The sequence below is a fragment of the Phragmitibacter flavus genome, from assembly GCF_005780165.1.
GTDB lineage: Bacteria > Verrucomicrobiota > Verrucomicrobiia > Verrucomicrobiales > Verrucomicrobiaceae > Phragmitibacter > Phragmitibacter flavus.
Map to the genome: position 1 here is coordinate 1 of NZ_VAUV01000002.1, position 23,490 is coordinate 23,490.

Here is a 23,490-nt window from a genome sequence, read left to right on the forward strand (position 1 = left end):
CCTGAAACCTGACGCAAGTGGGAAACCACTGTCAGCACTCAACAATCGGAGAGCCGGATGCGGGAAACCCGCCAGTCCGGTTCGGAGGGAGGGGCGGCGCAAACCAATGCGCCGTCCCTACCCCTATCGGGGGGGCAAGGTTGGGTTGAGGGTTCCAGAATGACGGACAGGAATGTCCGGGCTCCTTTGGGCTGCACGCTTGGGTTGCGGTTCCAGAATGACGGACAGGAATGTCCTGACTCCTGTTGGCTGCACACTTGGGGTTACGGGAGGGTGAGGCGAGAACGGAGGCCGGTCCAGCGTTTGCGGGAATTGGTTTTTTGGATGGCCATGTTTAGGGCTTTTTCTTCGCCGACGATGATGACGAGTTTTCTTCCGCGGGTTAGGGCGGTGTAGATGAGGCTGCGCTCCAACATGATGAATTGGGACATGCTCCAGGGGATGATGATGCAGGGAAATTCGCTGCCCTGACTCTTATGAATGGTGATGGCGTAGGCGAGCTGGAGCTGGTCGAGGTCGATGGGTTCATAGGTGACGTCGCGGTTGCCTTCAAATCGGACGTGGATGGTGATGGGATCAAGATCGATGCGGAGGATGTGGCCGATGTCGCCGTTGAAGGTTTCTTTTTCGTAGTTGTTGCGGGTTTGGATGACTTTGTCGCCGACGCGGAAGAGTTGGTTGCCGCGTTCGATTTCGAATTTCATTTCGTGCGGCGGGTTGAGGGCGTTTTGAAGAAGCTGGTTGAAACGGCGGGTGCCGAGTTCGTTGACGTTCATGGGGGTGAGGACCTGGATGTCGCGGATGGGATCGAAGGGGTATTTGGTGGGGAGGCGGTGGTGGCAGAGGTTGAGGACGGTTTGCTGGAGGGTGAGGGGATCGGATTTTTCGAGGAAGAAGAAGTCGCTGTCGGGGCTGGGTTTGAGGTCGGGGAGTTTGCCCTGGTTGATGGCGTGGGCGGCGGTGACGATGCGGCTCTTCGCTGCCTGGCGGAAGATTTCGCTGAGGTGGACGGTGGGGATTTTTTGGCTGGCGATGAGATCTTGAAGGACGGAGCCGGGTCCGACGGAGGGGAGCTGGTCGGCGTCGCCGACGATGAGGAGATGGGCGCCGGTGGGGATGGCGCTGAGGTATTGGGCCATGAGGGGGGTGTCGATCATGGAGGCTTCGTCGAGGACGAAGAGGTCGCCTTTGAGGGGTCGGCCGTGGTGGTGGCCCCAGACGCCGTTGCCCTGGAATTCGAGGAGGCGGTGCATGGTGGAGGCGTCGTGACCGGTGCTGGCGGCGAGGCGTTGGGCGGCGCGTCCGGTGGGGGCGGCGAGGATGGGTTTGATGTTTTTCGCCGTGAGGATGGCGAGGATGCTGTTGATGATGGTGGTTTTGCCGACGCCGGGGCCGCCGGTGATGATGAGGACGCGTTGGGTGAGGGCGGCGCGGACGGCGTCTTGCTGGCTGGGGGCGAGCTGGATTTTGGTGGTCTGGGCGCACCATTGAAGGGCGGCGTCGATGTCGATGGGGGGATAGCTGGAGGGGCTGCGGAGGAGGTTTTGGAGGTGTTTGGCGATGCTGATCTCGCCCTGCAGGGCGGTGGGGAGGTAGATGAGGTCGCGTTTTTCGACGGGGTCGCTGATGAGGGTGTCGTCGGCGAGGAGCTGGTCGAGCTGGGGCTGGAGTTCGGCTGGGGGGACGGCGAGGAGTTTTTCGGCGTCGCTGATGAGGAGGTCGCGCGGGAGGCAGTTGTGGCCGTGGGTGGTGGCGGTTTCGAGGGCGTGGAGGAGGCCGGCGCGGAGGCGTTGGGGGGCGGCTTTTTCGATGCCCATGTGGGCGGCGATGTCGTCGGCGGTTTTGAAGCCGACGCCGTGGATGTCGTCGGCGAGTTGGTAGGGGTTGGTTTGGAGGATTTCGAGGGACTGGTCGCCGTAGGTGCGGTGGATGCGTTGGGCGCGGGAGGTGCTGATGCCGCGCTGGTGGAGGAAGACCATGATGTCGTGCATGGTTTTTTGTTTCATCCAGGAGGCGCGGATTTCCTGACGGCGTTTTTTGCCGACGCCTTCAACTTCCTCGAGGCGGGCGGATTCGTTTTCGATGATGTCGAAGATGGTGGTGCCGAATTTTTTGACGATGCGTTTGGCGTATTTGGGTCCGATGCCGTCGATGAGGCCGCTGCCGAGGTAACGTTCGAGGCCCTGGAGGGTGTCGGGCTGGCTGAGATGGATGGTGGCGGCCTTGAACTGGCGGCCGTATTCGGGGTTGTTGATCCATTCGCCGCGGGCTTCGATTTTTTCGCCGGGGACGACGCGTGGGACGTTGCCGGTGACGGTGATGAGGTCGCTGCGGCCGGGGGGCTGGATTTTGAGGATGGCGTAGCCGTCTTCTTCGTTGTGGTGGGTGACGCGCTCGACGACGCCGCTGAGGGTGGCGTGGGATTGGGGTGTGGGTCGGGGCCGGGAAGTCACGGTATCAGTAAAAGGGTTTTAAGAGGAGGTGACAAGTGGGATGGGTGGCAGGATGTGGTGTTGGCCCAATTTCCAGGTTGATATTTTCTCCAGAGGATCCAATGTGCGGCTCGGTTACCCCCTAACCCCCACACCCAACCCCCGATGAAGTTTTTAGAATTGCGGTTCGTTCCGTTACTGGCTGGTGCAATCGCTGTTGCGATGAGCGTTCAGACGACGGTGAAAGCAGATGAGGCCTTGCCTGGAGCGATGTATTCGACGGATGCGGTGGTGACTCCGGGGACGGTGGGGAATGAGTTTTGGATTTACGAGGAGTCGACGCCGGGGAATTTGGTTTTGACCAATGATGCGGGTCAGTTGCATGCGGTATTGCGAGGGCATGCGGGGGCACCGGGTGGGAATTTGGAGTTGTTTGCGTGGAGCGAGTTGCCGGGGTATGTCGATGCGTCAAGTGGCGGGGCATTTGCGACGGTGGTTCCGGTGACGCTGTCAGGGGTGGCGGGGGCTTTTGCGTTTGAGTTCCGGAGGTTGAACGGGACGGGCTGGTTTGGTTCGACGTCGGGGCATGACACCACTTATGGAGCGTCGACGCTGGCGACGGAGTGGTTTGATGGATTCATGGATCACGTGGCTGCGTTGAGCGGGGGATTCGTCGCGGCGGTTTTGAATGCGAACCGGGGTGGGTTGTTTGATGACTGGCGCGATGCGGGCGGTTTTGCATCGTTGTCGGATCCGAACATTGGTTATGTCTATCAGGATGGGGTGGGTGGAAATTTACGTTTTGGATTGGAAGGTTTTCTGGATGCGTCGCCTCGATTTCAGCAGTTTCTGACGGATGCCGGGTATGGAGCAGTGGCGGGGTTTGTTCCTGCGGGGATTCAATACAGCGAGGTGGTGATGTTGAATGGGGCTGCGTTCTATTCGTTCGGCAATGCAACGTCGAGCGGGGTGGCTTTGAATGATCCGTTTCAATCCTACACAGGCACGTTTGCGTTTGTCTCTTCGGTCCCGGAGCCGGGAGGCGCGTTGCTGATTGGGACGATTGGGGTGTTTTTGCTGTTGTGTCGGCGCAAGTTTCCTTGAGGATGAGGCGCTGGGTGAGTTGATGCGAAAATGGTCGATGAGGACGCTTGCGCATTGCAAAAGGTGAACTAGTCTCGGCGGCCATGGAGTTTTTGGCTGCTTTACCGATCAATGATTTGAGTTGGATTCATCAGCCGGATGCCTGGGTTGCCTTGCTGACGCTGACGATTCTGGAGATTGTCTTGGGCATCGACAACATTGTGTTCATCAGCATTCTGGTGGACAAGCTGCCAAAAGATCAGCAGCCGCGCGCGAGATTTTTGGGTTTGGGACTGGCGATGTTCATGCGCATTGCGCTGTTGTTCTCGATCAGCTGGGTGATGACGTTGAACAACGATTTGTTCGCGGTTTTTGGCCAGGGGTTCTCTGGCAAGGATCTCATTCTGATCGGTGGCGGATTGTTCCTTTTGTTCAAGAGCACGCGGGAGATTCACCACAAAATTGAAGGGGATCCTGAGGGCGACATCAAAGCATCGGCTCCTGCGCGGGCGGCTTTGGGGGCGATCTTGATTCAGATTGCGATGCTGGATCTGGTGTTCTCTCTGGATTCGGTGATTACAGCGGTGGGGATGGCGGACAGCATCCTGGTGATGGTGATTGCGGTGGTGATCGCGGTGGGTTTCATGATGGTGTTTGCGGGTGCGGTGAGCGATTTTATCAATCGTCATCCGACGGTGAAGATGCTGGCGTTGAGCTTTTTGATTTTGATTGGGGTGATGCTGACCATCGAAGGGGTGGCACCAGAAAAGGCGCATGATTTGCATCTGAAGAACTACATCTATTTTGCGATGGCGTTCTCAGTCATGGTGGAGATGCTGAACATCCGTGTGAGTGCGAAGCAGAAGAAAAAGGCGGCAGGTGTGGTGGGGCATTGAGGTTGAGGCAAGTGGGGATTGGCGGTTGAAGACGATCTATTTGAGCCCGGTCGAAGTGGATTCGATCGGGCTTTGTTTTGGGTGAGGAGTGCGGACATTCTTGTCCGTGGTTGGGAGTTGGAGATTAGGTGCGTTGCAGCCGTTGGCATTGATGTGGATGAACGTGTCCGCGTTCAGTGAGTGAGCCAAATAGGCGCGAATGGGCAGGCGGCAAGTTTTCTCAAGAGAGGCAAAATGGCGCTTCAAGTGATGAGTTGGCAAGGTTGAAAGATTCGTAACTCATTGAAGATGAGTGAAAAAATAGAAGAGAACGAGGCTGGCATGGCGAGTGCATTGAGTGGATGTGTTAACCATTAACATCACTCTATTGAAAGGAATCTATGATTATGAAACTTACCAACTACTGCGCTCCAAAGACCAATCGTGAATCCAATGTCGAAGACTGGCTTCTCTCGCCTTTTGCAGGGCTCCCAGCGTTTACCCGTTATCTGGATCCGGGATATTTCTCGGCTCAGAAACCTTTGGTGGCCGAGGTGCACGAAGACGCGGAGAATTTCTATGCGAACTTCGAGGTGCCAGGGGTGAAGAAGGAAAACGTGAAGCTGGATCTGAACAATCGTTTGCTGACCGTGAACGTTGAGAAAAAAGTCCGGCAGGGCGAGAGCGAATCGAGCTACACGTTGACCCGCTCCATCAGTCTTCCTGACAGCGTGAATCCGGAGAAGATCTCTGCGAAATTGGAAGATGGGATTTTGGTGGTGACGCTTCCAAAGGCGGAACAGAGCAAACCTCGTTCGATTGAGCTGTCATAACAGTTGTGGGCTGTAAAGTCCCAAGCGATTACTCATCAAACTCAAAGCAACCCGTGGTGCGATGCGCCACGGGTCTCTTGTTCTTAATGGCGTATCCAGGAGGGCGGCGTCAGAGACTAAACGAGCGTTGGCGACGCAACAAGATCAGACCGAGGGCACTGAACATCAGCAGAGCGCGACTGGGCTCTGGCACGGCTTCACCGGTGAGGGTGAGAAGATCAAATCGAATGGTGCGGAAATCGGCGTTTGCGACGACTGAGGTGCTGGCGGTTTGCAGCGCGTCGACATAGAAACCGATTCCGCTGATGGTGTTTCCAAAGGTGGCGCTGGTGTAGGTGGTTCCGGTGTCGACACTCATGTTGCTGCTGGCGGTGAAGTCGAGTCGATACCAGCTTTCAGCAAGGATGTTGGTGCCCAAGGTTTGCCAGGTGCTGCTCAGAGTATTATTGTCGGGGGTGAGAGCAACATACCAGACGTTGTCGACTCTAAGCGCCAGCCGGGTGTTGGCGTTGAGGTTTGCGCTGGTGGACTGGCTCCAGCTTGCGGAGAGGGAACTAAAATTACTGACCTCCTGGCTGATGCCGGTGGTGGTGTGGATGAAGTAGTTGGGTGGAGTTGAACCGGAAGTCACGGGGGTGCCTTCGGTGACTGCGGTGGCTCTATTCTGGGCGTAAATATAGCCGGCAGTGGAGCCGGCCACGTTCGAGTCAGGAGCGCTGGCCACCGTATTGTTGTTGATCCAGCCGGCCCCTTCGTAGGTCGCTCCGCTGGGGGCGGCAGCACTAAGGTTGACGGCTGTGGAGCCGCGGTAGGCATTCCAACCGAGGCCGGTAACGCCGCCGTTGCCGGTGGAGCGCCAGAAATGTTCGGTCAGCAAGGTCGCGGCCTGGGATGGCAGCATAGCGCTAAGAGCAGCAACAGCGACAATAGCAATCACCAAAAATGGTCGATGTTGTGGGCGAAAAGAAGCAGTCATGGACGAGGAGGGTGCGGAGGAAAATCGTTCTGAACGGGCGGTTTAACGGATTGAGTCCATAGGTTAGGCGAGTTGAGGTGCAAGTTGGACAGAAAAGCAGCATTTTTTAAAGACGACTCTTATTTCATGGATCGGACGGTTGAAGGGATGGTCGTCAGGCGTATGCTATTGATCATGTTTACCGAGGCGCCGACGACGGATGACCGGGCGCGGCTGCCGGTGGCAGGGGCGGACGGTTTGGGGCGGGCGTTGCGGGATTTGAGGTTGTCGGTGACGGACCGGTGCAATTTTCGTTGTGGGTATTGCATGCCAAAGGAGGTGTTTGGTCGGGATCATGCGTTTCAGCCGAAAAGTGAGCTTTTGTCTTTTGAGGAGATGGAACGGCTGGCGCGGATTTTTGTGGGGTTGGGGGTGGAGAAGATTCGGGTGACAGGTGGCGAGCCGCTGTTGAAGCGGGATTTGCCGGTGTTGATTGGGAAATTGGCGGCGCTCAAGGGGTTGAAGGATCTGGCGATGACGACGAATGGGTCGGCGTTGGCGGTGATGGCGAAGCCGTTGTTTGAGGCCGGGTTGAAGCGGGTGACGGTGAGTGTGGATGCGCTGGATGATTCCGTGTTTCGGAGGATGAATGACGTGGATTTTCCGGTGAACCGGGTGTTGAAGGGGATTGATGCGGCGCTGGAGGCGGGGTTTGGGCCGGTGAAGATCAACATGGTAGTCAAGCGTGGAGTGAACGAGGATCAGATGGTGCCTATGGCGCGTCATTTTGCGGGGCCGCAGTATGTGTTGCGGTTCATTGAGTATATGGATGTGGGGGCGACGAATGGGTGGCGTCTGGATGATGTGGTGACGGCGAAGGAGATCGTGCGGAGGTTGAGTGGGGAGATGGATTTGCTGCCGGTGGCGGCGAACTATGTTGGAGAGGTGGCGCGGCGGTTTCGCTGTGCGGTGAGTGACACGGAGATCGGAGTGATTGCGTCGGTGACGCAGCCGTTTTGCCGGGGTTGCACGCGGGCGCGGGTGGCGGCGGATGGGGAGTTTTTCACGTGTCTGTTTGGGGCAAAGGGACACGATTTGCGCGCGTTGTTGCGCGGCGGATTGAGCGATGAGCGGGTGGCGGATGCGATTCGTGCGGTGTGGGGGGCGAGGGATGACCGCTATAGTGAGGTGCGGTCTGAGGGGGCGGGGATGCCGAGGGCGGAGATGTCGAAGTTGGGGGGGTAGGGTGGGGGTGGCTGGGGGCTGTGAATTTTGACCGACGAAACGTCGGTGGTCCGACTGGGAGTGCCGACGTGTCGTCGGCAAAAAGAGTGGGTTTGAGTGTGTGGAGTTGGTGGGGAACGATGGAATTTTTGAATGATGACCGACGAAACGTCGGTGGTCCGATGGGGTGGGGTCGACGGAACGTCGATGGGGATGGGCGGGCGGAAGGTCGGAAAAGTAGAAGGGCCGTCCCGGCCCTTGTCGTTTTGGATGAAAGGCTCGGGACGAGCCTTCTACTTTTTTTGTCGAATTACGCGAGTTGGTTGGTGTCGCGATGGGTGGGGGTGGGGCGGCCGGGGCGGAAGTGTTCTTGGTGGTCGATGGTGGCGACAAGGGTGGGGAAGGATGCGGTGGTGACGGCGAGGGCGGATTGGACGGCTTCGGAAAGGGCGTCGGGATCGGTTTCGGCGCGGAGGTTGATGATGAGGTAACCTTGGGTGACGGGTTCGTCGAGTTCGAGGCCGATCTCGGGTTTGAGGTCGCTGCGGACGAGATGGATGCTTGCGAGCTCGCCGTTGAGGGAATCGCTGGGGCTGAAGGTCATTTTGAAATGGGCGATCTCGGCGGTGAGGGGGTTGAGTCGGGTCTGGGTTTCGTTGGCGAGGACTTTTTGGAAGGCTTCGGCTTCGAATTCGTCGTTGGGACTGATGGAGACGGTGGCGTTGAGCCAGCCGAGCAGGGCTTCGCCGTCGGCGTAAGTGTCGTAGTCGACGGCCATGATTTGGCGGGCGGTTTGTTCGGTGTTGGTAAGGAGGTCGAACCAGGGAGTGAGGTTTTGTTCGAGTCGGGTGGAGGCGCTGAGGACGGTGGCGTGGGGGTATTCGGCGGCGAGGGTTTGCTGGAGGGTGGCGATGTCTTCGGCGGGGAGGGTTTCGGATTTGTTGATGAGGATGAGGTCGGCTTCTTCGAGTTGTTTTTTGAAGATGTAGACGACTTTGTGGGAGAAGTTGCCGGGGGTGGGGTCGAGGTTGAAGATGCGGCGGGCGCGGGTGGGGTCGACGAGGACGCTGAGGGGGGCGATGGTGAAGTTGTCGCCATACATGCGGCGCAGGGGATAGGTGACGGTGGCAACGAGGTCGGTGCAGCTGCCGACGGGTTCGGCGAGGAAGATGTCGGGTCGGGTGGTGTCGTTGTCGTTGTTGCTGAGTTTGTCGGCGGCTTCGACGAGGGAGTTAAAGCGGCAGCAGAAGCAGCCGCCGGCGATTTCTTCGGTGGCGAAGCCTTGGGAGCGGAGGAGGCGGGTGTCGACGAGGCCGCCGGCCTGGTCGTTGGTGATGAGGCCGACTTTGAGGCCCTGGGCGGTGAGGTGTTGGGCGAGTTTGCCCATGGCAGTGGTTTTGCCGGCACCGAGGAATCCGCCGATCATGATGTAGCGTGCTTTGGAGGGAGTCGTGGACATGGGTGTGGGGATTGAAGCATGGATTGGGTTTGGGGGCAATCCTGGGGGTTATCCTACTCCTACTCCTCCTCTTACTCCCCACACTGAAAGTCTTGGCTCGCTGTGTGAACGAGGGATTGAGAAGGGTGATGGGGGAATTTTGTCGTCCTCGTCCTCGTTCTCCTACTCGTCCTCGATCAGGGGGTGTCGACGGAGTGATGTATTGAGATGATGTCTGGAGGTTTGGTGGCGGGGAAGTTGTTGAGGCGCGGAGAGGGGAGGAAGAGTAGGAGTAGGAGTAAGAGGAGGAGGCGGCTGGAGATGTCGATGGTGAGTTGCCGACTTGGTGTATTGGAGATGTTTCGGGGGTCGAGGACGAGTAGGAGAACGAGGACGAGGACGATTTTTACGCTTCGCGTTTGCGCAGGACGCTCATGATCTGGGCGAGGATGCTGATGGCGATTTCGGTGGGGGTGTCGGCTTGGATGTCGAGGCCAATGGGGGCGTGGACTTTTTCGAAGGCGGTTTTGGGGATGCCTTGGGATTGAAGTTCTTCGAAGACGGAGGTGACTTTTTTGCGGCTGCCAATCATGCCGAGGTAACCGGCGTTGAAGTGGGGGTTTTTTAGGGCGGCGGCGAGGGCGTCGCGGTCGAGCTGGTAGTTGCGGCTGACGAGGACGAGGGCTTCGTCGGGTTGCCAGGGGTGGGCGTTGATGAAGTCGGGGGCGGGGCCTTGGTGGATTTGATGGGCGTCGCAACGGGCGAGGAGGTCGGGGCGGTCGTCGATGACGGTGATGTGCCAGCCGCAGGCGCGGGCGAGTTTGGCGAGGGCTTCGCCGCAGTGACCGGCACCGAAGATGATGAGGGCTTCGCGGGGGAGTTGGGGTTCGAGGAGGACGGTGACTTCGCCGCCGCAGATGGCACCGAAGGAGTCGGGGCTTTTTTCGTGGAGGGGATAGGTTTTGAGGAGGGGAGTTTTTTGGGTTTGGAGGAGGGATTGGGCGTCGGTGATGACGAGGGATTCGAATTTGCCTCCGCCGATGGTGCCGTGGATGCGACCGTCGGAGAAGATGAGGGCTTTGGCTCCGGGTTCGCGGGGGACGGAGCCTTTGATGGCGGCGACGGTGGCGAGGACGCAAGGTTCGCGGCGTTGGCGGGCTTCGAGGAGGTGGGTGAGGAGGGTTTCGTCGGTCATGGAGGGGTGGTGGATGAAGGAACGATGGCGACGATGGCAACGATGGGGGTTTGAGAGAGTGATGGCCGACGGACTGGGAGGGCCGACGTGTCGTCGGCAGAAGTTTGGTTGGAACGTGTTGGCTTGGTGGGGAACGGTTAAATATTTTGAATGATGACCGACGATACGTCGGTGGTCCGACTGGGGGATGATTTTGGGAGGGATGGGTCTCTGGAGTGATTTGAATGATGACCGACGACACGTCGGTCGTCCGACTGGGGGGATGATTTTTGGGGAAAGGGGACGATGGGGGCGTTGTGAATTTTTGGCCGACGACACGTCGGCGCTCCATGTTATCTGCCGATGGTGACTTCGATTTGGCCGTGGGGTTCGTCGGTGGGGACGAAGAGGGTGTGGTGGTTTTCGCGGTTGAAGGGAGTGAGGTCGATGAGGTTGCAGTGTTTGTTGGGGGCGGCGAGACTGATTCGGGTGATTTCGGGGACGGTTTCCAAGGCGAGGGTGCCCATGTCCCAGAGGTTTTGTTGAACGGATTCGCTGTATTTTTCAGCGAAGGGTTTCATGAAGGAATTAAGGATGGTGGCGTTGGCGGCGCTGTAGCTGGTGGGGGGAGTGTCGCTGTTCCAGAGCCAGGTGGCGAGGAGGGAGGTGGCGACGATGCGTTCGCGGGTTTCCTTGAGGGTGGTGAAGTCGCATTTGGGGTAGTCGGAGAAGCCGGCTTCGGTGCTTTTGAGGATGAGAAGATCTTTGATGCCGGATTCGAGGACGGTGGTGGTGGCGGTGGCTTCGAGTTTGACGATGGGGATGGCGGGTTGGGCCTGGGTGAAGGTGTGGGGGTGGGGGGTGCCGTCGATGCTGGTGCGGGTCCAGAGGCGTTCTTCGGTTTCGACGATGACGCGGGTGATATGGTCGTATTTGGTGAGGAAGTGGTTGGCGAGGGCGAGGGCGAAAAGTTCGGTGTCGGGTCCGAGTTGGTCGAAGGCGAGGCAGTTGATGGTGTTTTTGACGGTGTCGGTGGGGACGACCATGGAGTTGTCGGCGGCGGTGTAGCTGGGGCCGTAGGTGGGGCCGTCGAGAAGGGTTTTGACGGTGAGTTCCTTGACGGTGTGGACGGGGCCGTCTTTGAGGAGTTTCATGACACGGACGCGGGCTTTGCCGTATTGTTGGGAAATGATTTTCATGGGTGGTTTAGTGGGAGCAGGGAGGTTGCCAGTGGGGATCGGGGTTTGGGCGAGGAGTTACGACTTTGGGAGTAGGGAAGGTGGCTATCTTACTCCTCCTCTTACTCTTCCTCTTACTCCCCACACATAGGCTTGCGGCCGAGCAGGCGACCAAGCAGGAGTGGGAGTAGGAGTAGGAGTAGGAGTAGAAGTAGGAGTAGGAGTAGGATTTTTCACTTCCTGCGACCCAAGAGAATTTTTAGGAAGGAGCGGGTGCGGATTTCTTCGAGGGTGAGGCCGGTTTCTTGGGCTTCGGCTTCGGTGATGGCACCGCAACTGATGCCGCGGAGGAAGAAGTTGAGGAGACCCTGGCCGGTGGCGGCGTCGTCGAAGACATCGCCGTGGAGGGAGGCGAGGGCGGCTTTGCTGACGAAGGCTTTGAGACGGCTGGCGGCGGCGGCGTGGCCGGACTGGAAAAATTGATAGACGGCGGCGTAGCGGGCGATGAACTGGCCGGGGTGGAGATCCCAGCCTTGGTAGATGCCGTTTTTGAGGGAGTGCTGGGTGTCGCGATAGGCGAGGTTCCAGGCTTGATGGACGGCGATGTGGTTTTCGGTGGTTTGTTCTTTGGTGAGGGTTTGGCCTTCGGCGGCGCGATGGGGGCCGACGGGGAGGATGTTGGTGGCTCCGTCGGAGAGGAAGATGCCGGTGCCGGCGAGGGAGACGGCCATGATTTCGCGGGCGAAGTCGCAGACGGGGTGGCTCATGCCTTGGTAGGCGGCGGTGATGTTGCGTCCGGCGGTGTAGTCGTAGACGCCGAAGTGGACGCCGGTGCAGCGGCCCTGGGTGGCTTCGATGAGGCTGGGCAGGGTGATTTTTCCGTCGCGTCCGATGATGGCCTGGGGGGTTTCGAGCATGAGTTCCATGCGCAGGGTGTCGGGGGCGAGGTTGAGTTTTTTCTCGAGGAGTCGGAAGAGTTGGACGACGGCGATGACTTGTTCGGCGATTTGGACTTTGGGGATGGTGATGACGAAGTTGTCGGGGAGTTTGCCGTCGGTTTGTTGAATGAGAGTGGTGATGAAGATGTCGAGGGTGCGGGTGGCGCGGGCGCGGAGGTCCTCGTTCATGGGCTTGATGCGGATGCCGATGAAGGGGGGCAGGGTTCCGTCGGCAAGGCCTTTGGCGACTTCGGTGGCGCCTTGGGCGGCGTGGGCGTCTTCTTCGCTGTCGAGGCGGTTGCCGTAGCCGTCTTCGTAGTCGAGGCGGAAGTCTTCGGTGGGTTCGCGCTGGAGTTTTTCGAGGACGCGGGCGCGCAGGGCGGTGGCGATGGGGAGGTCGCGATCGCGGTCGAGATTGAAGGCGTGGGCGAAGGTTTCGGGGTCAGGGGCGTATTCTTCGAGGTTGCGGATGGCGGTGTCGCCGAGGCGGCGGGCGGTGTCGGATTTGAAGAGGTGGCCGCCGCCATAGACGGTGTGGACAGGTTGGCGGGCGTTGGATTCGCCGGGGTAGGTTTGGATGAAGGCGGTGTTGGCGCGGCTGAGGGCGCTGGTGATAGGGGCGAGATCTTCGGAACTTAACGTGGTCATATCGAAAGGCTAAGGGCTAAAGGATAAAGGCTAAGAGATGAGTATCAGTCGAGCGTGCCCCAGAGGCGGAGGCGGGAGACGCCGCCGTCGGGGATGATGTTGAAGCGGACGTGGGTGATCTTGCCGAGGTCGATGAGGGTTTCTTCGAAGGTGTGAAGGTGGTCCATTTGGAGTTTGGACTTGGGCAGGAGGGTGGGCCAGAACATGGACTGGGTGATGAGGGAGGTGTCGGTGCCGGCGGTGACGTGGGCTCCCTGGAGGGTGCAGCGGTCGGGGTAGTTGCCTTTGAAGTGGATGGTGTCGACTTCGATTTTGTGGATGGTGCCTGGGGTGGCTAGGGAGATGATGCACCAGTCGTGGCCGGGTTCGCGTCGGCGGCGGGTTTCCCATCCGTCGCCCATGTTTTGACCACGTCCGGGCATGAGGAGGGTGGAGGCGAGGCCGAAGTGCTGGTTGTTGGCTGCGACGATGTAGGCGCCGTTTTCGATGGCGGAGAGGTTGACGAGGGTGCCTTTGGGGGCGTCGTGCCAGTCGGCGCGGGGCTGACCGTAGACGCGCAGGCGGGCGAGGCCGCCGTCGGGGTAGAGGTTGACGCGGACGTGGGTGAAGGCGCGGATGCTGCTGGCGCTGAGGTAGTGGTGGCTGTTGCCGGCGAGGGTGGTGGAGGGGATGATTTCGATCCACTCGGTGGTGTCGTCGGGGTCGGTGTCGGCTTGGTAGCAGGCTTCGAGGGAGGCGGCGGGGGGGAAGTTGCCGGTGAAGTGGCTGGTGTCGAAGTCGACGCCTTCGATGGTGCCGGGTCGGGCGAGTTTGATGATGCACCAGTCGTGACCGGTGGTGCGTTTGCGACGGGTTTCCCAGCCGTCCATCCATTTGCCGTGGGTGTCGTATTTGCCGGGGATGAAGATGGGGGCTTCGGGGCTGAGCATGCGTTCTTTGGGGGCGAAGAATTCGTCGCTGGCGAGGAGGGCGATGGCGCCGAGGCGGGGGTCGGCGAGGTTGGTGTAGCGCCGGGTGAAATCTGGGGCGTCGGGAGGAAGCGATGAGATCATGAGGAAGCGAGGAAGTCGGTGGAGTAGGCAGTAGGCAGTGGGCAGTGGGCAGTGGGCAGTGGACAGTAGGCAGTAGGCAGTAGGCAGTAGGCAGTAGGCAGTAGGCAGTAGGCAGTAGGCAGTAGGCAGTAGGCAGTAGGCAGTGGGCAGTGGGCAGTGGGCAGTGTGAATGCGGAATGACTGACTAAATGGAGAAGGGGTGGTGTTGGTGCCAGTGGCGGGCGATGTCAATGCGGCGGGTGATCCAGACGTGGTCGTGTTTTTGCAGGTGATCGAGGAAACGTTGCAGGGCGATGAAACGGCCGGGGCGGCCGAGGAGGCGGCAGTGCATGCCGATGGAGAGCATTTTTGGGGTTTCGGTGCCTTCTTGATAGAGGACGTCGAAGGCGTCGCGCAGGTAGGTGAAGAAGTGGTCGGCGGTGTTGAAGCCTTGGGGGCTGGCGAAACGCATGTCGTTGGTGTCGAGCGTGTAGGGGACGATGAGGTGGGGGACGGTGGTGCCGTCGGATTTGGTCACCTGGGTCCAGAAGGGGAGGTCGTCGCCGTAGTAGTCGGAGTCGTAGAGGAAACCGCCGTGGTCGGCGAGAAGGCGGCGGGTGTTGGGGCTGTCGCGTCCGGTATACCAGCCGAGGGGTTGGTGGCCGGTGAGGTTTTGGAGGGTTTCGACGGCGAGTTGGAGGTGCTGGCGTTCGGTCGTTTCGTCGATGCTTTGGTAGCTGATCCAGCGGTGGCCGTGACAGGCGATTTCGTGGCCGAGGTCGATGAAGGTTTGGGTGAGGTCGGGATGGCGGGCGAGGGCCATGCTGACGCCGAAGATGGTGAGGGGGAGCTGGCGTTTTTTGAATTCGCGGAGGATGCGCCAGACGCCGGCGCGGGAGCCGTATTCGTAGATGGACTCCATGCTGAGGTGGCGGTTGGGGAAGGGGGTTGCGCCGATGATTTCGGAGAGGAAGGTTTCGGAAGCGGGGTCGCCGTGGAGGGGGTTGTTTTCGCCGCCTTCTTCGTAGTTAAGGACGAACTGGACGGCGATGCGGGCGTGGTTGGGCCAGTGGGGATGCGGGGGTGTTTTGCCGTAGCCGATGAGGTCGCGTGGGTAGGGTGAGGTGGAGTCCATGCGGTGCGTTGGGCGAAGGCGGTGGTTGGGGTGAATTGGATATTGCAATAAGTGAGCCAGCTCGGGCAATGATGATCTTTGGCGGGTCAACCGGGCCAGTGTTTGAGGAGGGGGGTGAAGAGGGCGGTGATGATGCCGGTGAGGGCCATGGCGAGCGCGCTGATGGAGCCGAGGTATTCGGATTCGCGCAGGAGTCGGGCGGTGCCGAGGCCGTGGGAGGAGGTGCCGATGGCGGTGCCGGTGGGGATGTCGGCGTTGATGTGGAGTCGGCGTAGGAGGGGGAGGCCGATGATGCTGCCGAGGAGTCCGGAAAGGACGGAGGCGAGGGCGGCGAGTTCGGGTTTGCCGCCGATGTGGCGGGCGACTTCCATGCTGATGGGGGCGGTGGCGGATTTGGGAAGGAGGGCGAGGATCACTTCGCGCGGGAGTTGGGCGAGATGGGCGACGAGTCCGGCGCTGAGGATGCCGAAGATGGCACCGAGGGTGCAGGCGATGAGAATGGGCCGGAGTTGGTGGCGGATGCGTTTGGCGTGGTGGTAGAAGGGGACGGCGAGGGCGACGGTGGCGGGGGCGAGGAAGGTGGAGATGAGGTCGCCGCCGATTTTATAGCTGGCGTAGGGGATGCGCAGGAGGAGCAGGGTGCCGATGATGAGCAGGGTGGTGATGACGACGGGTTGGGCCCAGGACCAGCGGCGTTGGGTTTGGAGTCCGATGGCGAAGGCGATGACGGTGATGCCGGCACCGAAGATGGGATGGGTATAGAAGTGGTCGAGGGCGGGGCTCATGCCGGGTCGGTGGGAGGTGCGGGCGCGGACGACGGGGGACGGCGGGTGAGCAGGGTGGCGGTGGTGCCGGTGACAATGAGGACGGTGATGAGGCTGATGAGGATGGCGAGCAGGAAGGGAACGGTGTGGTTGCCGAGGATGGGGAGGAGATCGAGCGCGCCGACGAGGGCGGGGACGAAAAAGAGCATGAGGTTCTGCAGGAGGGCGTTGGCTCCGGATTCGACCCAGTGGATTTTAATGAGGTCGGTGAAGAGGGCGGTGGCGAGGAGGATGAGACCGATGACGGGTCCGGGGAGGGGGATGAGGGTGGCGGAGAGCAGCTGGCCCACGAGGGTGAAGGCGAGGATGATGGCGAAGCCGCGCAGGAGCTGGAAGTGTTTTGAGGGAGGCGGCATGGGTGCGCTTTTGTTGAGATCAGCTGCCGCGGTAGGTGCTGTAGGTCCAGGGGGTGGCGAGGAGGGGGACGTGGTAGGGGGCGGTCGGGTCGGCGATGCCGAAACGGATGGGGACTTGATCGAGAAAGGGGGGGGTGGGGAGGTCGAGGTCTTTGGAGCGGAAGTAATCGCCTAGGGGGAAGAGGAGTTCGTAGGTGCCGATGCGCATTTCTTCGGCGCTGAGGAGCGGGGTGTCGGTGCGACCGTCGGTATTGGTGATGAAGGTGTTGAGGAGGGTGCGGTGGTCGCCGTCGATTTGGTAGAGGGCGATGGTGAGGTTGGGGGCGGGACAGCCGTGGGCGGCGTCGAGGACGTGGGTGGTGAGCATCTTCGAAAGGATGAGGGATGAAGGATGAAGGATGAAGGCTAAAGGATGAGTGACTGGAGGCGGAGGAGGGCGATTTTTTCGATTTGTTCGAGGGCGGTGGCGAGTTCGGTTTCGCGGTCGTTTTGCAGGCGGGTTTCGAAGGCGGCGAGCATGGTGTCTTTGTCGTTGAGTCGGGCGCAGATGACAAAGGGGAATCCGAATTTTTGTTTGTAGGCGGTGTTGTTGGCGTTGAAGCGGTCGAGTTCGGTTTGGGTGAGCTGGTTGAGGCCGGCGGAGGCTTGTTCGTGGGTGGATTCGGGGGTGAGGGCTCCGAGTCGTTCGCCGAGGTCGGGGTGGGCGATGATGAGGTCGAGCTGGGATTGGGGGGAGGAAGCGCGCAGGGTGGCGCACATTTTTTGGTGGAGGTCGGCGAGGTCGGTGAAGGGTTTTTTTGGATAAGTTTGTTGGGCAACCCAGGGGGAGTGTTCGAAGATGGAGCCGAACGTGGTGGTGAAGTCGGCTTCGGAGAGTTGGTTGAGGTCGGCTGGGGTGAGGAGGGGCATGATGGATTTTATTTTAGCAGTGGGTGTGCCCCGGTGGAGGGGGTTTTGGGGGAAAGGGCTACGACGACGGGGGTAGGGTGGGGGGGGTGGGAAGAAGCACCAATGGAGGAATTGCGTTTCCAATGTTTTCTGTTAAGCTGGCGATCCATGGACTCTGCGATCATCGAGAAAGAGGCGCTTCTTTTGCCTGACAGCCAACGCGCCTTGCTTGCTGACCGATTGCTGGAGAGCATTTCGGTGGTTCCGATTGAACTTAAAGAGGAGTGGATTCGTGAGCTGGATTCGCGCATGGACGCTTACCAGCGGGGTGAGATTGAGGCGGTCGATGGCCCTGCAGCGATGGCGGAACTTCGTTCAAGATTCAACGTGTAAACTTCCGGTATTTATCTCCAGCACTTGTGGAGTTTGCTGACGCGGCTGAGTGTTATGGAGGACGGGTTGGCAGATTGCGTTGCGATCTACGGAGACGCTTTGTGGGCGGTGGGTGTGGCGAAGCGCAAGACGCCATGGCCCGTTCGCGCAGGACGGCTGGGATCTCTGTTTGAAAAAATCACGCACTGGTGCCCGGCTGCCTGGGCTGGCCGATGATACATCGGCGGTCCGACGGGGGGATGCGCCGGGGGATTACGGGGACGCAATTGGGGTGGACTGAAAGCCGATGATACATCGGCGCTCCATGGTTGTCCCGATGTGACAGGGAAGGTGCGGCGTGTCCTGCGTATTCGCGTGTTTTGGTGGTGTGGATTACGGGGTGACAAATATTTTTATTTGCCTCACATCAGGCCCCAGAAGAGGGTGATTTGGATGATGATGAGGAGGAGGATTAGGGTGAGGCCTTTGAGTTGGGTTTGGGGTGGGGATTTGGGGTTGGGGAAGAGCCACCAGGCGAATCGTTGCACGAGGAAGGGCACGGTGAGATAGGTGGTGGCGGTGACGGTGAGGAGGTTCCCGAGGAGGATGGCGAGGGTGGGGTTGAGTGCGGTGAGGTGGGGGGTGATGAAACGGATGGTGAGAATGACCACGGGATACAGGCCGAGCAGGACGAGGAGGCCGGTTTTCCATTTGGGGGGATTGGCACCGGTCGTGGGATCGAGGGGAACCCAGCCGGGGAAGGGGGAGTCGAGCCGGGTGATTTCGGTGCGCTGGATGACGAGTCGGGCTTCTTCGAGGAGGGTGGCGCGTTCGGAGGAGTGTCGCCAGCGGTCGAGATTGTCGAGGTTGTCGAAGCGCAGGAGGGTGGTCCATTCGTTGCTTTGGCCGGGGATGGGGGCGATGACATGAACGCCGCGGTAGCCGGGGAATTGGGATTGGGTGTGCTGGGTTTTTTGGGTCCAGGCGCGGTAGGCGTCTTCCATGCCGGGAAGGATTTCGGAACGGATGATTTCGGTGACGCTGTGAGGGGGTTGTTGGTGCTCGGCTTCGGGTCCGATGGTTTCTTGAAAGACGGCGTTTTCGTCGAGGAGTTCGTGGGCTTCGGCGGTGAGCCAGGCGTGTTCGGGGGAGGTGCGCCAGAGGTCGAGTTGGGGCTGGGTGCGGAAGCGGACGATGAGGCGCCAGTCGTTGCTTTCGGGGCTGACTGGGGAGAGGAGGTCGGCGCTGACGAAACCTTCGAAGCGGATGACTTTGGTGTGGTAGCGAACCTGCCAGGCGGAGACGAAGCGGGCGAGGTGGGGGCCGGTGCGGGCGCGCAGGGTGCAGACGAGGGTCGCTGGGGTTGGCATTTCGAGACAGGATTAACGGGATTTGTGCTGGATTTACGGGATTTTTTTGGGTTGGGGGTTGGGCTTGTTATCTGAGAAAATCTGAGGTCACTTGAGGCAATCTGAGAGAATTTTTTTAACACAGATGGGCTCAGATTTCCGCAGATGGGCTCAGATGGATGATAGTTCTTCGCGGATTTGTTGGGCGAAGTAGTGGGTGAGGTGCTGGCGGTGGTCGGGGGTGCCGTGGGGATCGTCGAACCATTGGCCATCGGGGATGGCGGTGGTGATGGTGGACTTGATGGCGTCGGCGTCGGGGATGGTGTCGAATGTTAGCTGGATGGGGCGGGGGGTGGCGGCGGTGATGGTGAGGATGAAGTTGCCGGTGTTGGGACAGAGGGTGCCGATGAGAAGGACGGAGGAACGACCTTCTTGAGAGAGGGAGAAGCGGTGGAAGGCGTAGGTTTTTTGAAGGGCGTGGTCGGGAATTAAGATACTGCGCAGGAGTTCGCCGGGTTGGAGGGTGTTTTGATGGTTGCCGGTGACGAAGTCGATGACGGAGGTCTGGCGGGGTTCGCCCTGGCGAGGGTGGAGGGTGAGGATGGCTTCAAGGGCGGCGGTGAGGGAGATCATGGCTCCGGCTGGGAGGGACATGATGAGATTGCCGCCGACGGTGGCTTCGTTTTTGATTTTGAAGGAGGCGAGCAGAGAGCGGGCGCATTCGCCGAGCAGGGGGAGGCTTTGCCAGTGGAGATGGGAGGGAGCGGTGAAGGTTTCGAGGTCGGTGATTTTACAAGTGGCGGCGATTTCGAGTCCGGCGGGGGTGATGGTGAGAGAGGGCCAGTCGAAGGCGGTGATATCGATGAGGTTGGTGATGCCGACTTGGGGTTCGGAGAAGAGCCAGGTGCCGCCGGCAAGCCAGGAGTCGCCGAATTGCCAGGAAGTGATCTGGTCGGGGCTGGCGGGACGGTGGTAGGAGGTGACGGTGTTGAGGTCCACGGGGAATGGGAGTTGAGATTTGAGAGTTGAGAGTAGAGAGTTGAGAGTTGAGAGTCGGAGATGAGCGCGGTGGACGATTGCAGTTTTGGGGTGGTGATTTTAGCGGCGGGGGCATCGCGGCGGATGGGGTCGCCCAAGGCGTTGTTGAGGTGGGGTGAGGGGACGGTGTTGGAGCATGTGGTGGGGGTTTGGAAGGAGGCTGGGGCGGAGCAGGTGGCGGTGGTGTTTGATCCGGGGAATCTGGCGGTGGTGGGGGAGTTGGATCGGTTGGGGATTGCGGAGCGGATTGTGAATGAGCGGGCGGCGGAGGGGATGATGTCGTCGTTGCAGGCGGCGGGGGGGTGGGAGGGTTGGGAGGTTGACTGGGTGGCGGTGGCGTTGGTGGATCAGCCGGGGGTTTCGGTGAAATTGGTGAGGGAGTTGGCGGAATTTGCGAGAGGGAGTGGGGGAGAAATTTGTCAGCCGGTTTGTGGGGGGAGGAGGGGGCATCCGGTGTTTTTTTTGAGGGAGGTTTTTGAAGAGTTGGCGGGGGGGGGGGATGAGACGTTGAAGGTGTTTATGGCGAAGAGGGAGGGGTTGAGGAAGGTGATGGAGTGGGGGAATGAGGTGGTGTTTGAGGATATGGATACACCGGAGGATTATTTGAGGTTGAGGAGGGGGAAGGAGGAACCACGAATGGACACGAATTAACACGAATGTTTTGAGATTGGGTTGGGTAGGTATTTATTCGTGTCTTTTGGTGTCCATTCGTGGTTGGAATTTTTTGACTCAAACGACTGGGCTAGTGGTTGGTTAGGGCGAGGGAGTGGCGGTTGTGGAGTTCGATGGTTTGGGGGAGGTCGATGGTGATGATGTGGCCGTTTTGGACGACGGGGTTGCCGTTGATGATGGTGTGGGTGGTGGTTTGGGGGGCGCAGAAAACGACGGCGGCGACGGGATCGTGGAGGGCGCCGGCGTAGTTGACGGTGTGGAGGTCGAGGGAGAAGAGGTCGGCGCATTTGCCGGGCTCGAGGGAGCCGATGTCGGTGCGGCCAAGGACGCTGGCGCCGCCGAGGGTGGCAAGTTCGAGGGCTTCTCTGGCGGTCATCCATTCGTTGGCGCGTTTGGGATGGGAGGGGGAGAGGAGGAAGTTTTTGCGGGGGCCTTCGGGAGGGAGGAGGCCGAGGCGGAGGCGGGCGAGGAGCATGGCCTGGCGGACTTCGAGAAGCATGTTGGAGGAGTCGTTGCTGGCGGAGCCGTCGACGCCGAGGCCGACTTTGACGCCGGCGGCCATGTATTTTTTGATGGGGGCGATGCCGGAACCGAGGCGCATGTTGGAGCAGGGACAGTGGGCGGCGCCGACGCCGGTTTGGGCGAAGAGGGCGATTTCTTCGTCGTCGACATGGATGGCGTGGGCGAACCAGACGTCGTCGCCGAGCCAGTCGAGGGTGGCCATCCAGTCGACGGGTCGGAGGTGGAACTTGTCTAAGGTGTAACGTTCTTCGTCGAGGGTTTCGCACAGGTGGGTGTGGAGTTTGACGCCGTATTGTCGGGCGAGGGCGGCGGAGTCTTTGAGGAGGGATTGGGTGACGGAGAAGGGGGAGCAGGGGGCGAGGACGATTTGGGTCATGGAGCCGATACTGGCGTCGTGGTGGGCTTTGATGACGCGTTCGCTGTCCTGCATGATGATGGTTTCGTCTTCGACGCAGTCGTCGGGGGGGAGGCCGCCTTGGGATTCGCCGAGGGACATGGAACCGCGGCTGGCGTGGAAACGGACGCCGAGTTGTTTGGCGGCGTCGATCTGGCAGTCGACGTTGTTGCCGTTTTGATAGAGATAGGTGTGGTCGAAGACGGTGGTGCAGCCGGAGAGGGCGAGTTCGGAGAGGCCGATGAGGGTGCTGGCGCGGGAGGCTTCTTCGTTGATTTTGGCCCAGATGCGGTATTGGGCTTTGAGCCAGGGGAAGAGGTTGTTGTTTTGGGCGGCGGGGAGGTTGCGGGTGAGGGTTTGGTTGAGGTGATGGTGGGTGTTGACGAAGCCGGGGAGGACGATCTGGCCGGTCATGTCGATGACGGTGTCGGCGGTGGTGGGGAGGGTGGGGTCGGTGGATGTGGTGACTTGCTGGATGATGCCGTCCACGGCGTAGAGGGCACCGTTTTTGATTTCGCGTCGGTCGCTGTCCATGGTGACGAGGACTTCGGCGTTTTTGATAAGTAGCGTGGGCATCGCGAAAGGATGAAGGATGAAGGCGGAGGGATAAAGGAGAAAGGCCGGCAGCCTTTTGGAATTGGGCTGCCGGCTGGAGGTGGGTCTGGCAGGACGGGGAGCTTACTCGAACATTTTGAAGAGGAATTTTTCGACGAAGTGGAGGGCGAAGATGCCGGCGAGGATGTAAGTGAAGGCACCGAGGGCGGGGGTGGTGTGGGGTTTTTCGCCTTCGGTGTATTCGCGGTGGAACTCGCCCATGGCGGAGGATTTTTTGGGTCTGCCGATGGCCATGCCGAGGGAGATGGCGACCAGGGTGATCAATCCGAAGCCCATGCCGTTGCTGATACTAAAGGTGAGGGGCATGGCGATGAGGGTGATGATGGCGGGGGCGGCGACGTCGAATTTTTTGAGGTCGATTTCGCTGACGCTCTCGAACATGAGGAGTCCGACAACGACGAGCGCGGGGGCGACGGCGACGGCGGGGATCATGAGGATGATGGGGGTGAGGAAGAGGGCGAGGAGGAACAGGACGGCGGTGGCGACGGAGGCGAGTCCGGTGCGGGCGCCGGCCTGGACGCCGGTGGCGCTTTCGATGTAGCTGGTGACGGTGGAGGTGCCGAGGAGGGGGCTGATGGTGGTGGCGATGGCGTCGGCGGTGAGGGCTTTGCCGACGCGGGGGACTTTGCCTTCGGGGGTCATGAGTCCGGCGCGTTTGGCGACACCGATAAGGGTGCCGATGCCGTCGAAGAGGTCAACGAGGAGGAGGGTGATGATGACGGGGATCGCTTTGAGGGGTTCGTTGATGAGGAAGCTGAAATCGAGCTTCATGAAGATGGGCTCGATGGAGGCGGGCATGGAGAAGATGGCCGTGGGGAGTTCGGTAACTTTGCCGGCGAGTTCTCCGGTTTGGCCATTGGAGACGAAGAGTCCGATGAAGGTGATGACGCCCATGGAGATGATGATGGCGGCGGGGGTGCCGCGGGCGACGAGGACGCAGGTGAGGAGGATGCCAATGCCGAAGAGGGCGACGGGTGGGGAGGTGAAGTCGCCCATGGTGACGAGGGTGGCGGGGTGGTCGGTGACGATGCCGCCGTTCTTGAGTCCGATGAAGCAGATGAAAAGTCCGACGCCTGCGCAGACGGCGGCTTTGAGGGAGTTGGGCAGGGCATTGACGATGGCTTCCCGTATGCCGGAGACGGAGAGGATGATGAAGAGGATGCCGTTGATGAAGACGAGGGGGAGGGCGCTTTGCCAGGGGACGTTCATGCCGAGGCAGACGCCGAAGGCGAAGAAGGCGTTGATGCCCATGCCGGGGGCGAGGGCGAGCGGGTAGTTGGCCATGAAGGCCATGAGCAGGGTGCCGATGGCGGCGCTGATGGCAGTGGTGGTGATGAGGGCTTCCTTGGGCATGCCGGCGACGGAGAGGATGTCCGGATTGACGACCAGAATGTAGGCCATGGCGGCGAAGGTGGTGACGCCGGCGATGATTTCCCGGGGGATGGTGGAGCCGAGTTCTTTGACTTTGAACTGGCGTTCGATGAAGCCAGAGGGGGAGGATGATTTGCTCATGATG

At 60.2% G+C, this 23,490-nt stretch carries 22 protein-coding genes; 6 read left to right on the forward strand and 16 right to left on the reverse strand.

Annotated features, from left to right (window positions below; all coding sequences use genetic code 11):
• Positions 1 to 263: 263 nt before the first annotated feature.
• Positions 264 to 2,453 (reverse strand): SF1B family DNA helicase RecD2, encoded by a 2,190-nt coding sequence (recD2, locus tag FEM03_RS01950; protein ID WP_138084499.1) that lies wholly within the window; start codon positions 2,451 to 2,453, stop codon positions 264 to 266.
• Positions 2,454 to 2,597: 144 nt separating this feature from the next.
• On the opposite strand from recD2, the gene FEM03_RS01955 reads away from it, so the two are divergent.
• The 3 genes from FEM03_RS01955 to FEM03_RS01965 all read left to right on the forward strand — a co-directional run bounded on the left by FEM03_RS01955 (position 2,598) and on the right by FEM03_RS01965 (position 5,223).
• On the forward strand, positions 2,598 to 3,536 hold the full coding sequence (locus tag FEM03_RS01955; protein ID WP_138084500.1) for an NF038130 family PEP-CTERM protein: 939 nt from the start codon (positions 2,598 to 2,600) through the stop codon (positions 3,534 to 3,536).
• Between the two features lie 83 nt (positions 3,537 to 3,619).
• The gene (locus FEM03_RS01960) at positions 3,620 to 4,411 is read left to right on the forward strand and encodes a TerC family protein (protein ID WP_240772646.1); all 792 of its coding nucleotides are present in this window, start codon (positions 3,620 to 3,622) and stop codon (positions 4,409 to 4,411) included.
• A 380-nt stretch (positions 4,412 to 4,791) separates the two neighbouring features.
• The gene (locus FEM03_RS01965; protein ID WP_138084501.1) at positions 4,792 to 5,223 is read left to right on the forward strand and encodes an Hsp20/alpha crystallin family protein; all 432 of its coding nucleotides are present in this window, start codon (positions 4,792 to 4,794) and stop codon (positions 5,221 to 5,223) included.
• 109 nt (positions 5,224 to 5,332) lie between these two features.
• On the opposite strand, the gene FEM03_RS01970 is transcribed toward FEM03_RS01965, so the two are convergent.
• Entirely contained in the window at positions 5,333 to 6,199 is an 867-nt protein-coding gene (locus FEM03_RS01970) for a PEP-CTERM sorting domain-containing protein (RefSeq protein ID WP_138084502.1), read from the reverse strand.
• A gap of 174 nt (positions 6,200 to 6,373) precedes the next feature.
• Here FEM03_RS01970 and moaA point away from each other — a divergent pair, with 174 nt between their 5' ends.
• Positions 6,374 to 7,423, forward strand: coding sequence for a GTP 3',8-cyclase MoaA (moaA, locus tag FEM03_RS01975; RefSeq protein ID WP_138084503.1), 1,050 nt, complete (start codon positions 6,374 to 6,376; stop codon positions 7,421 to 7,423).
• Positions 7,424 to 7,712: 289 nt separating this feature from the next.
• Here the strand turns inward: moaA and FEM03_RS25485 are convergent, their stop codons facing one another.
• The 10 genes from FEM03_RS25485 to uraD all read right to left on the reverse strand — a co-directional run bounded on the left by FEM03_RS25485 (position 7,713) and on the right by uraD (position 17,033).
• Complete coding sequence (locus tag FEM03_RS25485) at positions 7,713 to 8,861, reverse strand: GTP-binding protein (RefSeq protein WP_276609641.1); 1,149 nt, start codon at positions 8,859 to 8,861, stop codon at positions 7,713 to 7,715.
• Positions 8,862 to 9,246: 385 nt separating this feature from the next.
• A complete protein-coding gene (locus FEM03_RS01985; RefSeq protein ID WP_138084504.1) occupies positions 9,247 to 10,035 on the reverse strand; it encodes an XdhC family protein in 789 nt (262 codons plus the stop codon).
• 332 nt (positions 10,036 to 10,367) lie between these two features.
• On the reverse strand, positions 10,368 to 11,213 hold the full coding sequence (pucL, locus tag FEM03_RS01990; protein WP_138084505.1) for a factor-independent urate hydroxylase: 846 nt from the start codon (positions 11,211 to 11,213) through the stop codon (positions 10,368 to 10,370).
• A gap of 212 nt (positions 11,214 to 11,425) precedes the next feature.
• Positions 11,426 to 12,778: a DUF6986 family protein gene (locus FEM03_RS01995; RefSeq protein ID WP_138084506.1), complete on the reverse strand. Its 1,353-nt coding sequence runs from the start codon at positions 12,776 to 12,778 to the stop codon at positions 11,426 to 11,428.
• A 44-nt stretch (positions 12,779 to 12,822) separates the two neighbouring features.
• A complete protein-coding gene (gene alc, locus FEM03_RS02000; protein WP_138084507.1) occupies positions 12,823 to 13,830 on the reverse strand; it encodes an allantoicase in 1,008 nt (335 codons plus the stop codon).
• Between the two features lie 184 nt (positions 13,831 to 14,014).
• Positions 14,015 to 14,944 (reverse strand): allantoinase PuuE, encoded by a 930-nt coding sequence (gene puuE / locus FEM03_RS02005; protein ID WP_138084508.1) that lies wholly within the window; start codon positions 14,942 to 14,944, stop codon positions 14,015 to 14,017.
• An 86-nt stretch (positions 14,945 to 15,030) separates the two neighbouring features.
• Complete coding sequence (locus tag FEM03_RS02010) at positions 15,031 to 15,729, reverse strand: LrgB family protein (protein ID WP_138084509.1); 699 nt, start codon at positions 15,727 to 15,729, stop codon at positions 15,031 to 15,033.
• Entirely contained in the window at positions 15,726 to 16,124 is a 399-nt protein-coding gene (locus FEM03_RS02015) for a CidA/LrgA family protein (protein WP_138084510.1), read from the reverse strand. The genes FEM03_RS02010 and FEM03_RS02015 overlap by 4 nt, the downstream gene beginning before the upstream one ends.
• 19 nt (positions 16,125 to 16,143) lie before the next feature.
• Positions 16,144 to 16,491 carry a hydroxyisourate hydrolase gene (gene uraH / locus FEM03_RS02020; protein WP_138084511.1) on the reverse strand — a complete coding sequence of 116 codons (348 nt, stop codon included), beginning with the start codon at positions 16,489 to 16,491 and terminating at the stop codon, positions 16,144 to 16,146.
• A 38-nt stretch (positions 16,492 to 16,529) separates the two neighbouring features.
• Positions 16,530 to 17,033 (reverse strand): 2-oxo-4-hydroxy-4-carboxy-5-ureidoimidazoline decarboxylase, encoded by a 504-nt coding sequence (gene uraD, locus FEM03_RS02025; RefSeq protein ID WP_138084512.1) that lies wholly within the window; start codon positions 17,031 to 17,033, stop codon positions 16,530 to 16,532.
• 102 nt (positions 17,034 to 17,135) lie between these two features.
• On the opposite strand from uraD, the gene FEM03_RS02030 reads away from it, so the two are divergent.
• Positions 17,136 to 17,405 (forward strand): addiction module protein, encoded by a 270-nt coding sequence (locus FEM03_RS02030; RefSeq protein WP_138084513.1) that lies wholly within the window; start codon positions 17,136 to 17,138, stop codon positions 17,403 to 17,405.
• A 401-nt stretch (positions 17,406 to 17,806) separates the two neighbouring features.
• Here the strand turns inward: FEM03_RS02030 and FEM03_RS02035 are convergent, their stop codons facing one another.
• A complete protein-coding gene (locus FEM03_RS02035; RefSeq protein ID WP_138084514.1) occupies positions 17,807 to 18,754 on the reverse strand; it encodes an antibiotic biosynthesis monooxygenase in 948 nt (315 codons plus the stop codon).
• Positions 18,755 to 18,904: 150 nt separating this feature from the next.
• Entirely contained in the window at positions 18,905 to 19,732 is an 828-nt protein-coding gene (locus tag FEM03_RS02040; protein ID WP_138084515.1) for an FAD binding domain-containing protein, read from the reverse strand.
• Positions 19,733 to 19,792: 60 nt separating this feature from the next.
• On the opposite strand from FEM03_RS02040, the gene FEM03_RS02045 reads away from it, so the two are divergent.
• Positions 19,793 to 20,422, forward strand: coding sequence for a nucleotidyltransferase family protein (locus tag FEM03_RS02045; RefSeq protein ID WP_138084516.1), 630 nt, complete (start codon positions 19,793 to 19,795; stop codon positions 20,420 to 20,422).
• Positions 20,423 to 20,513: 91 nt separating this feature from the next.
• Here the strand turns inward: FEM03_RS02045 and FEM03_RS02050 are convergent, their stop codons facing one another.
• Together FEM03_RS02050 and FEM03_RS02055 are read right to left on the reverse strand one after the other, a co-directional pair.
• Positions 20,514 to 21,935, reverse strand: coding sequence for an 8-oxoguanine deaminase (locus FEM03_RS02050; protein WP_138084517.1), 1,422 nt, complete (start codon positions 21,933 to 21,935; stop codon positions 20,514 to 20,516).
• Positions 21,936 to 22,037: 102 nt separating this feature from the next.
• On the reverse strand, positions 22,038 to 23,486 hold the full coding sequence (locus FEM03_RS02055; protein WP_138084518.1) for an NCS2 family permease: 1,449 nt from the start codon (positions 23,484 to 23,486) through the stop codon (positions 22,038 to 22,040).
• Positions 23,487 to 23,490 lie beyond the last annotated feature (4 nt).

Excerpts from the sequence above, each read along its gene's own strand:
- FEM03_RS01955 (WP_138084500.1), top strand. The coding sequence starts at position 2,598 with ATGAAGTTTTTAGAATTGCGGTTCGTTCCGTTACTGGCTGGTGCAATC.
- FEM03_RS01960 (WP_240772646.1), top strand. The coding sequence starts at position 3,620 with ATGGAGTTTTTGGCTGCTTTACCGATCAATGATTTGAGTTGGATTCAT.
- FEM03_RS01965 (WP_138084501.1), top strand. The coding sequence starts at position 4,792 with ATGATTATGAAACTTACCAACTACTGCGCTCCAAAGACCAATCGTGAA.
- FEM03_RS01970 (WP_138084502.1), bottom strand. The coding sequence starts at position 6,199 with ATGACTGCTTCTTTTCGCCCACAACATCGACCATTTTTGGTGATTGCT.
- moaA (WP_138084503.1), top strand. The coding sequence starts at position 6,374 with ATGTTTACCGAGGCGCCGACGACGGATGACCGGGCGCGGCTGCCGGTG.
- FEM03_RS25485 (WP_276609641.1), bottom strand. The coding sequence starts at position 8,861 with ATGTCCACGACTCCCTCCAAAGCACGCTACATCATGATCGGCGGATTC.
- FEM03_RS01985 (WP_138084504.1), bottom strand. The coding sequence starts at position 10,035 with ATGACCGACGAAACCCTCCTCACCCACCTCCTCGAAGCCCGCCAACGC.
- pucL (WP_138084505.1), bottom strand. The coding sequence starts at position 11,213 with ATGAAAATCATTTCCCAACAATACGGCAAAGCCCGCGTCCGTGTCATG.
- FEM03_RS01995 (WP_138084506.1), bottom strand. The coding sequence starts at position 12,778 with ATGACCACGTTAAGTTCCGAAGATCTCGCCCCTATCACCAGCGCCCTC.
- alc (WP_138084507.1), bottom strand. The coding sequence starts at position 13,830 with ATGATCTCATCGCTTCCTCCCGACGCCCCAGATTTCACCCGGCGCTAC.
- puuE (WP_138084508.1), bottom strand. The coding sequence starts at position 14,944 with ATGGACTCCACCTCACCCTACCCACGCGACCTCATCGGCTACGGCAAA.
- FEM03_RS02010 (WP_138084509.1), bottom strand. The coding sequence starts at position 15,729 with ATGAGCCCCGCCCTCGACCACTTCTATACCCATCCCATCTTCGGTGCC.
- FEM03_RS02015 (WP_138084510.1), bottom strand. The coding sequence starts at position 16,124 with ATGCCGCCTCCCTCAAAACACTTCCAGCTCCTGCGCGGCTTCGCCATC.
- uraH (WP_138084511.1), bottom strand. The coding sequence starts at position 16,491 with ATGCTCACCACCCACGTCCTCGACGCCGCCCACGGCTGTCCCGCCCCC.
- uraD (WP_138084512.1), bottom strand. The coding sequence starts at position 17,033 with ATGCCCCTCCTCACCCCAGCCGACCTCAACCAACTCTCCGAAGCCGAC.
- FEM03_RS02030 (WP_138084513.1), top strand. The coding sequence starts at position 17,136 with ATGGAGGAATTGCGTTTCCAATGTTTTCTGTTAAGCTGGCGATCCATG.
- FEM03_RS02035 (WP_138084514.1), bottom strand. The coding sequence starts at position 18,754 with ATGCCAACCCCAGCGACCCTCGTCTGCACCCTGCGCGCCCGCACCGGC.
- FEM03_RS02045 (WP_138084516.1), top strand. The coding sequence starts at position 19,793 with ATGAGCGCGGTGGACGATTGCAGTTTTGGGGTGGTGATTTTAGCGGCG.
- FEM03_RS02050 (WP_138084517.1), bottom strand. The coding sequence starts at position 21,935 with ATGCCCACGCTACTTATCAAAAACGCCGAAGTCCTCGTCACCATGGAC.
- FEM03_RS02055 (WP_138084518.1), bottom strand. The coding sequence starts at position 23,486 with ATGAGCAAATCATCCTCCCCCTCTGGCTTCATCGAACGCCAGTTCAAA.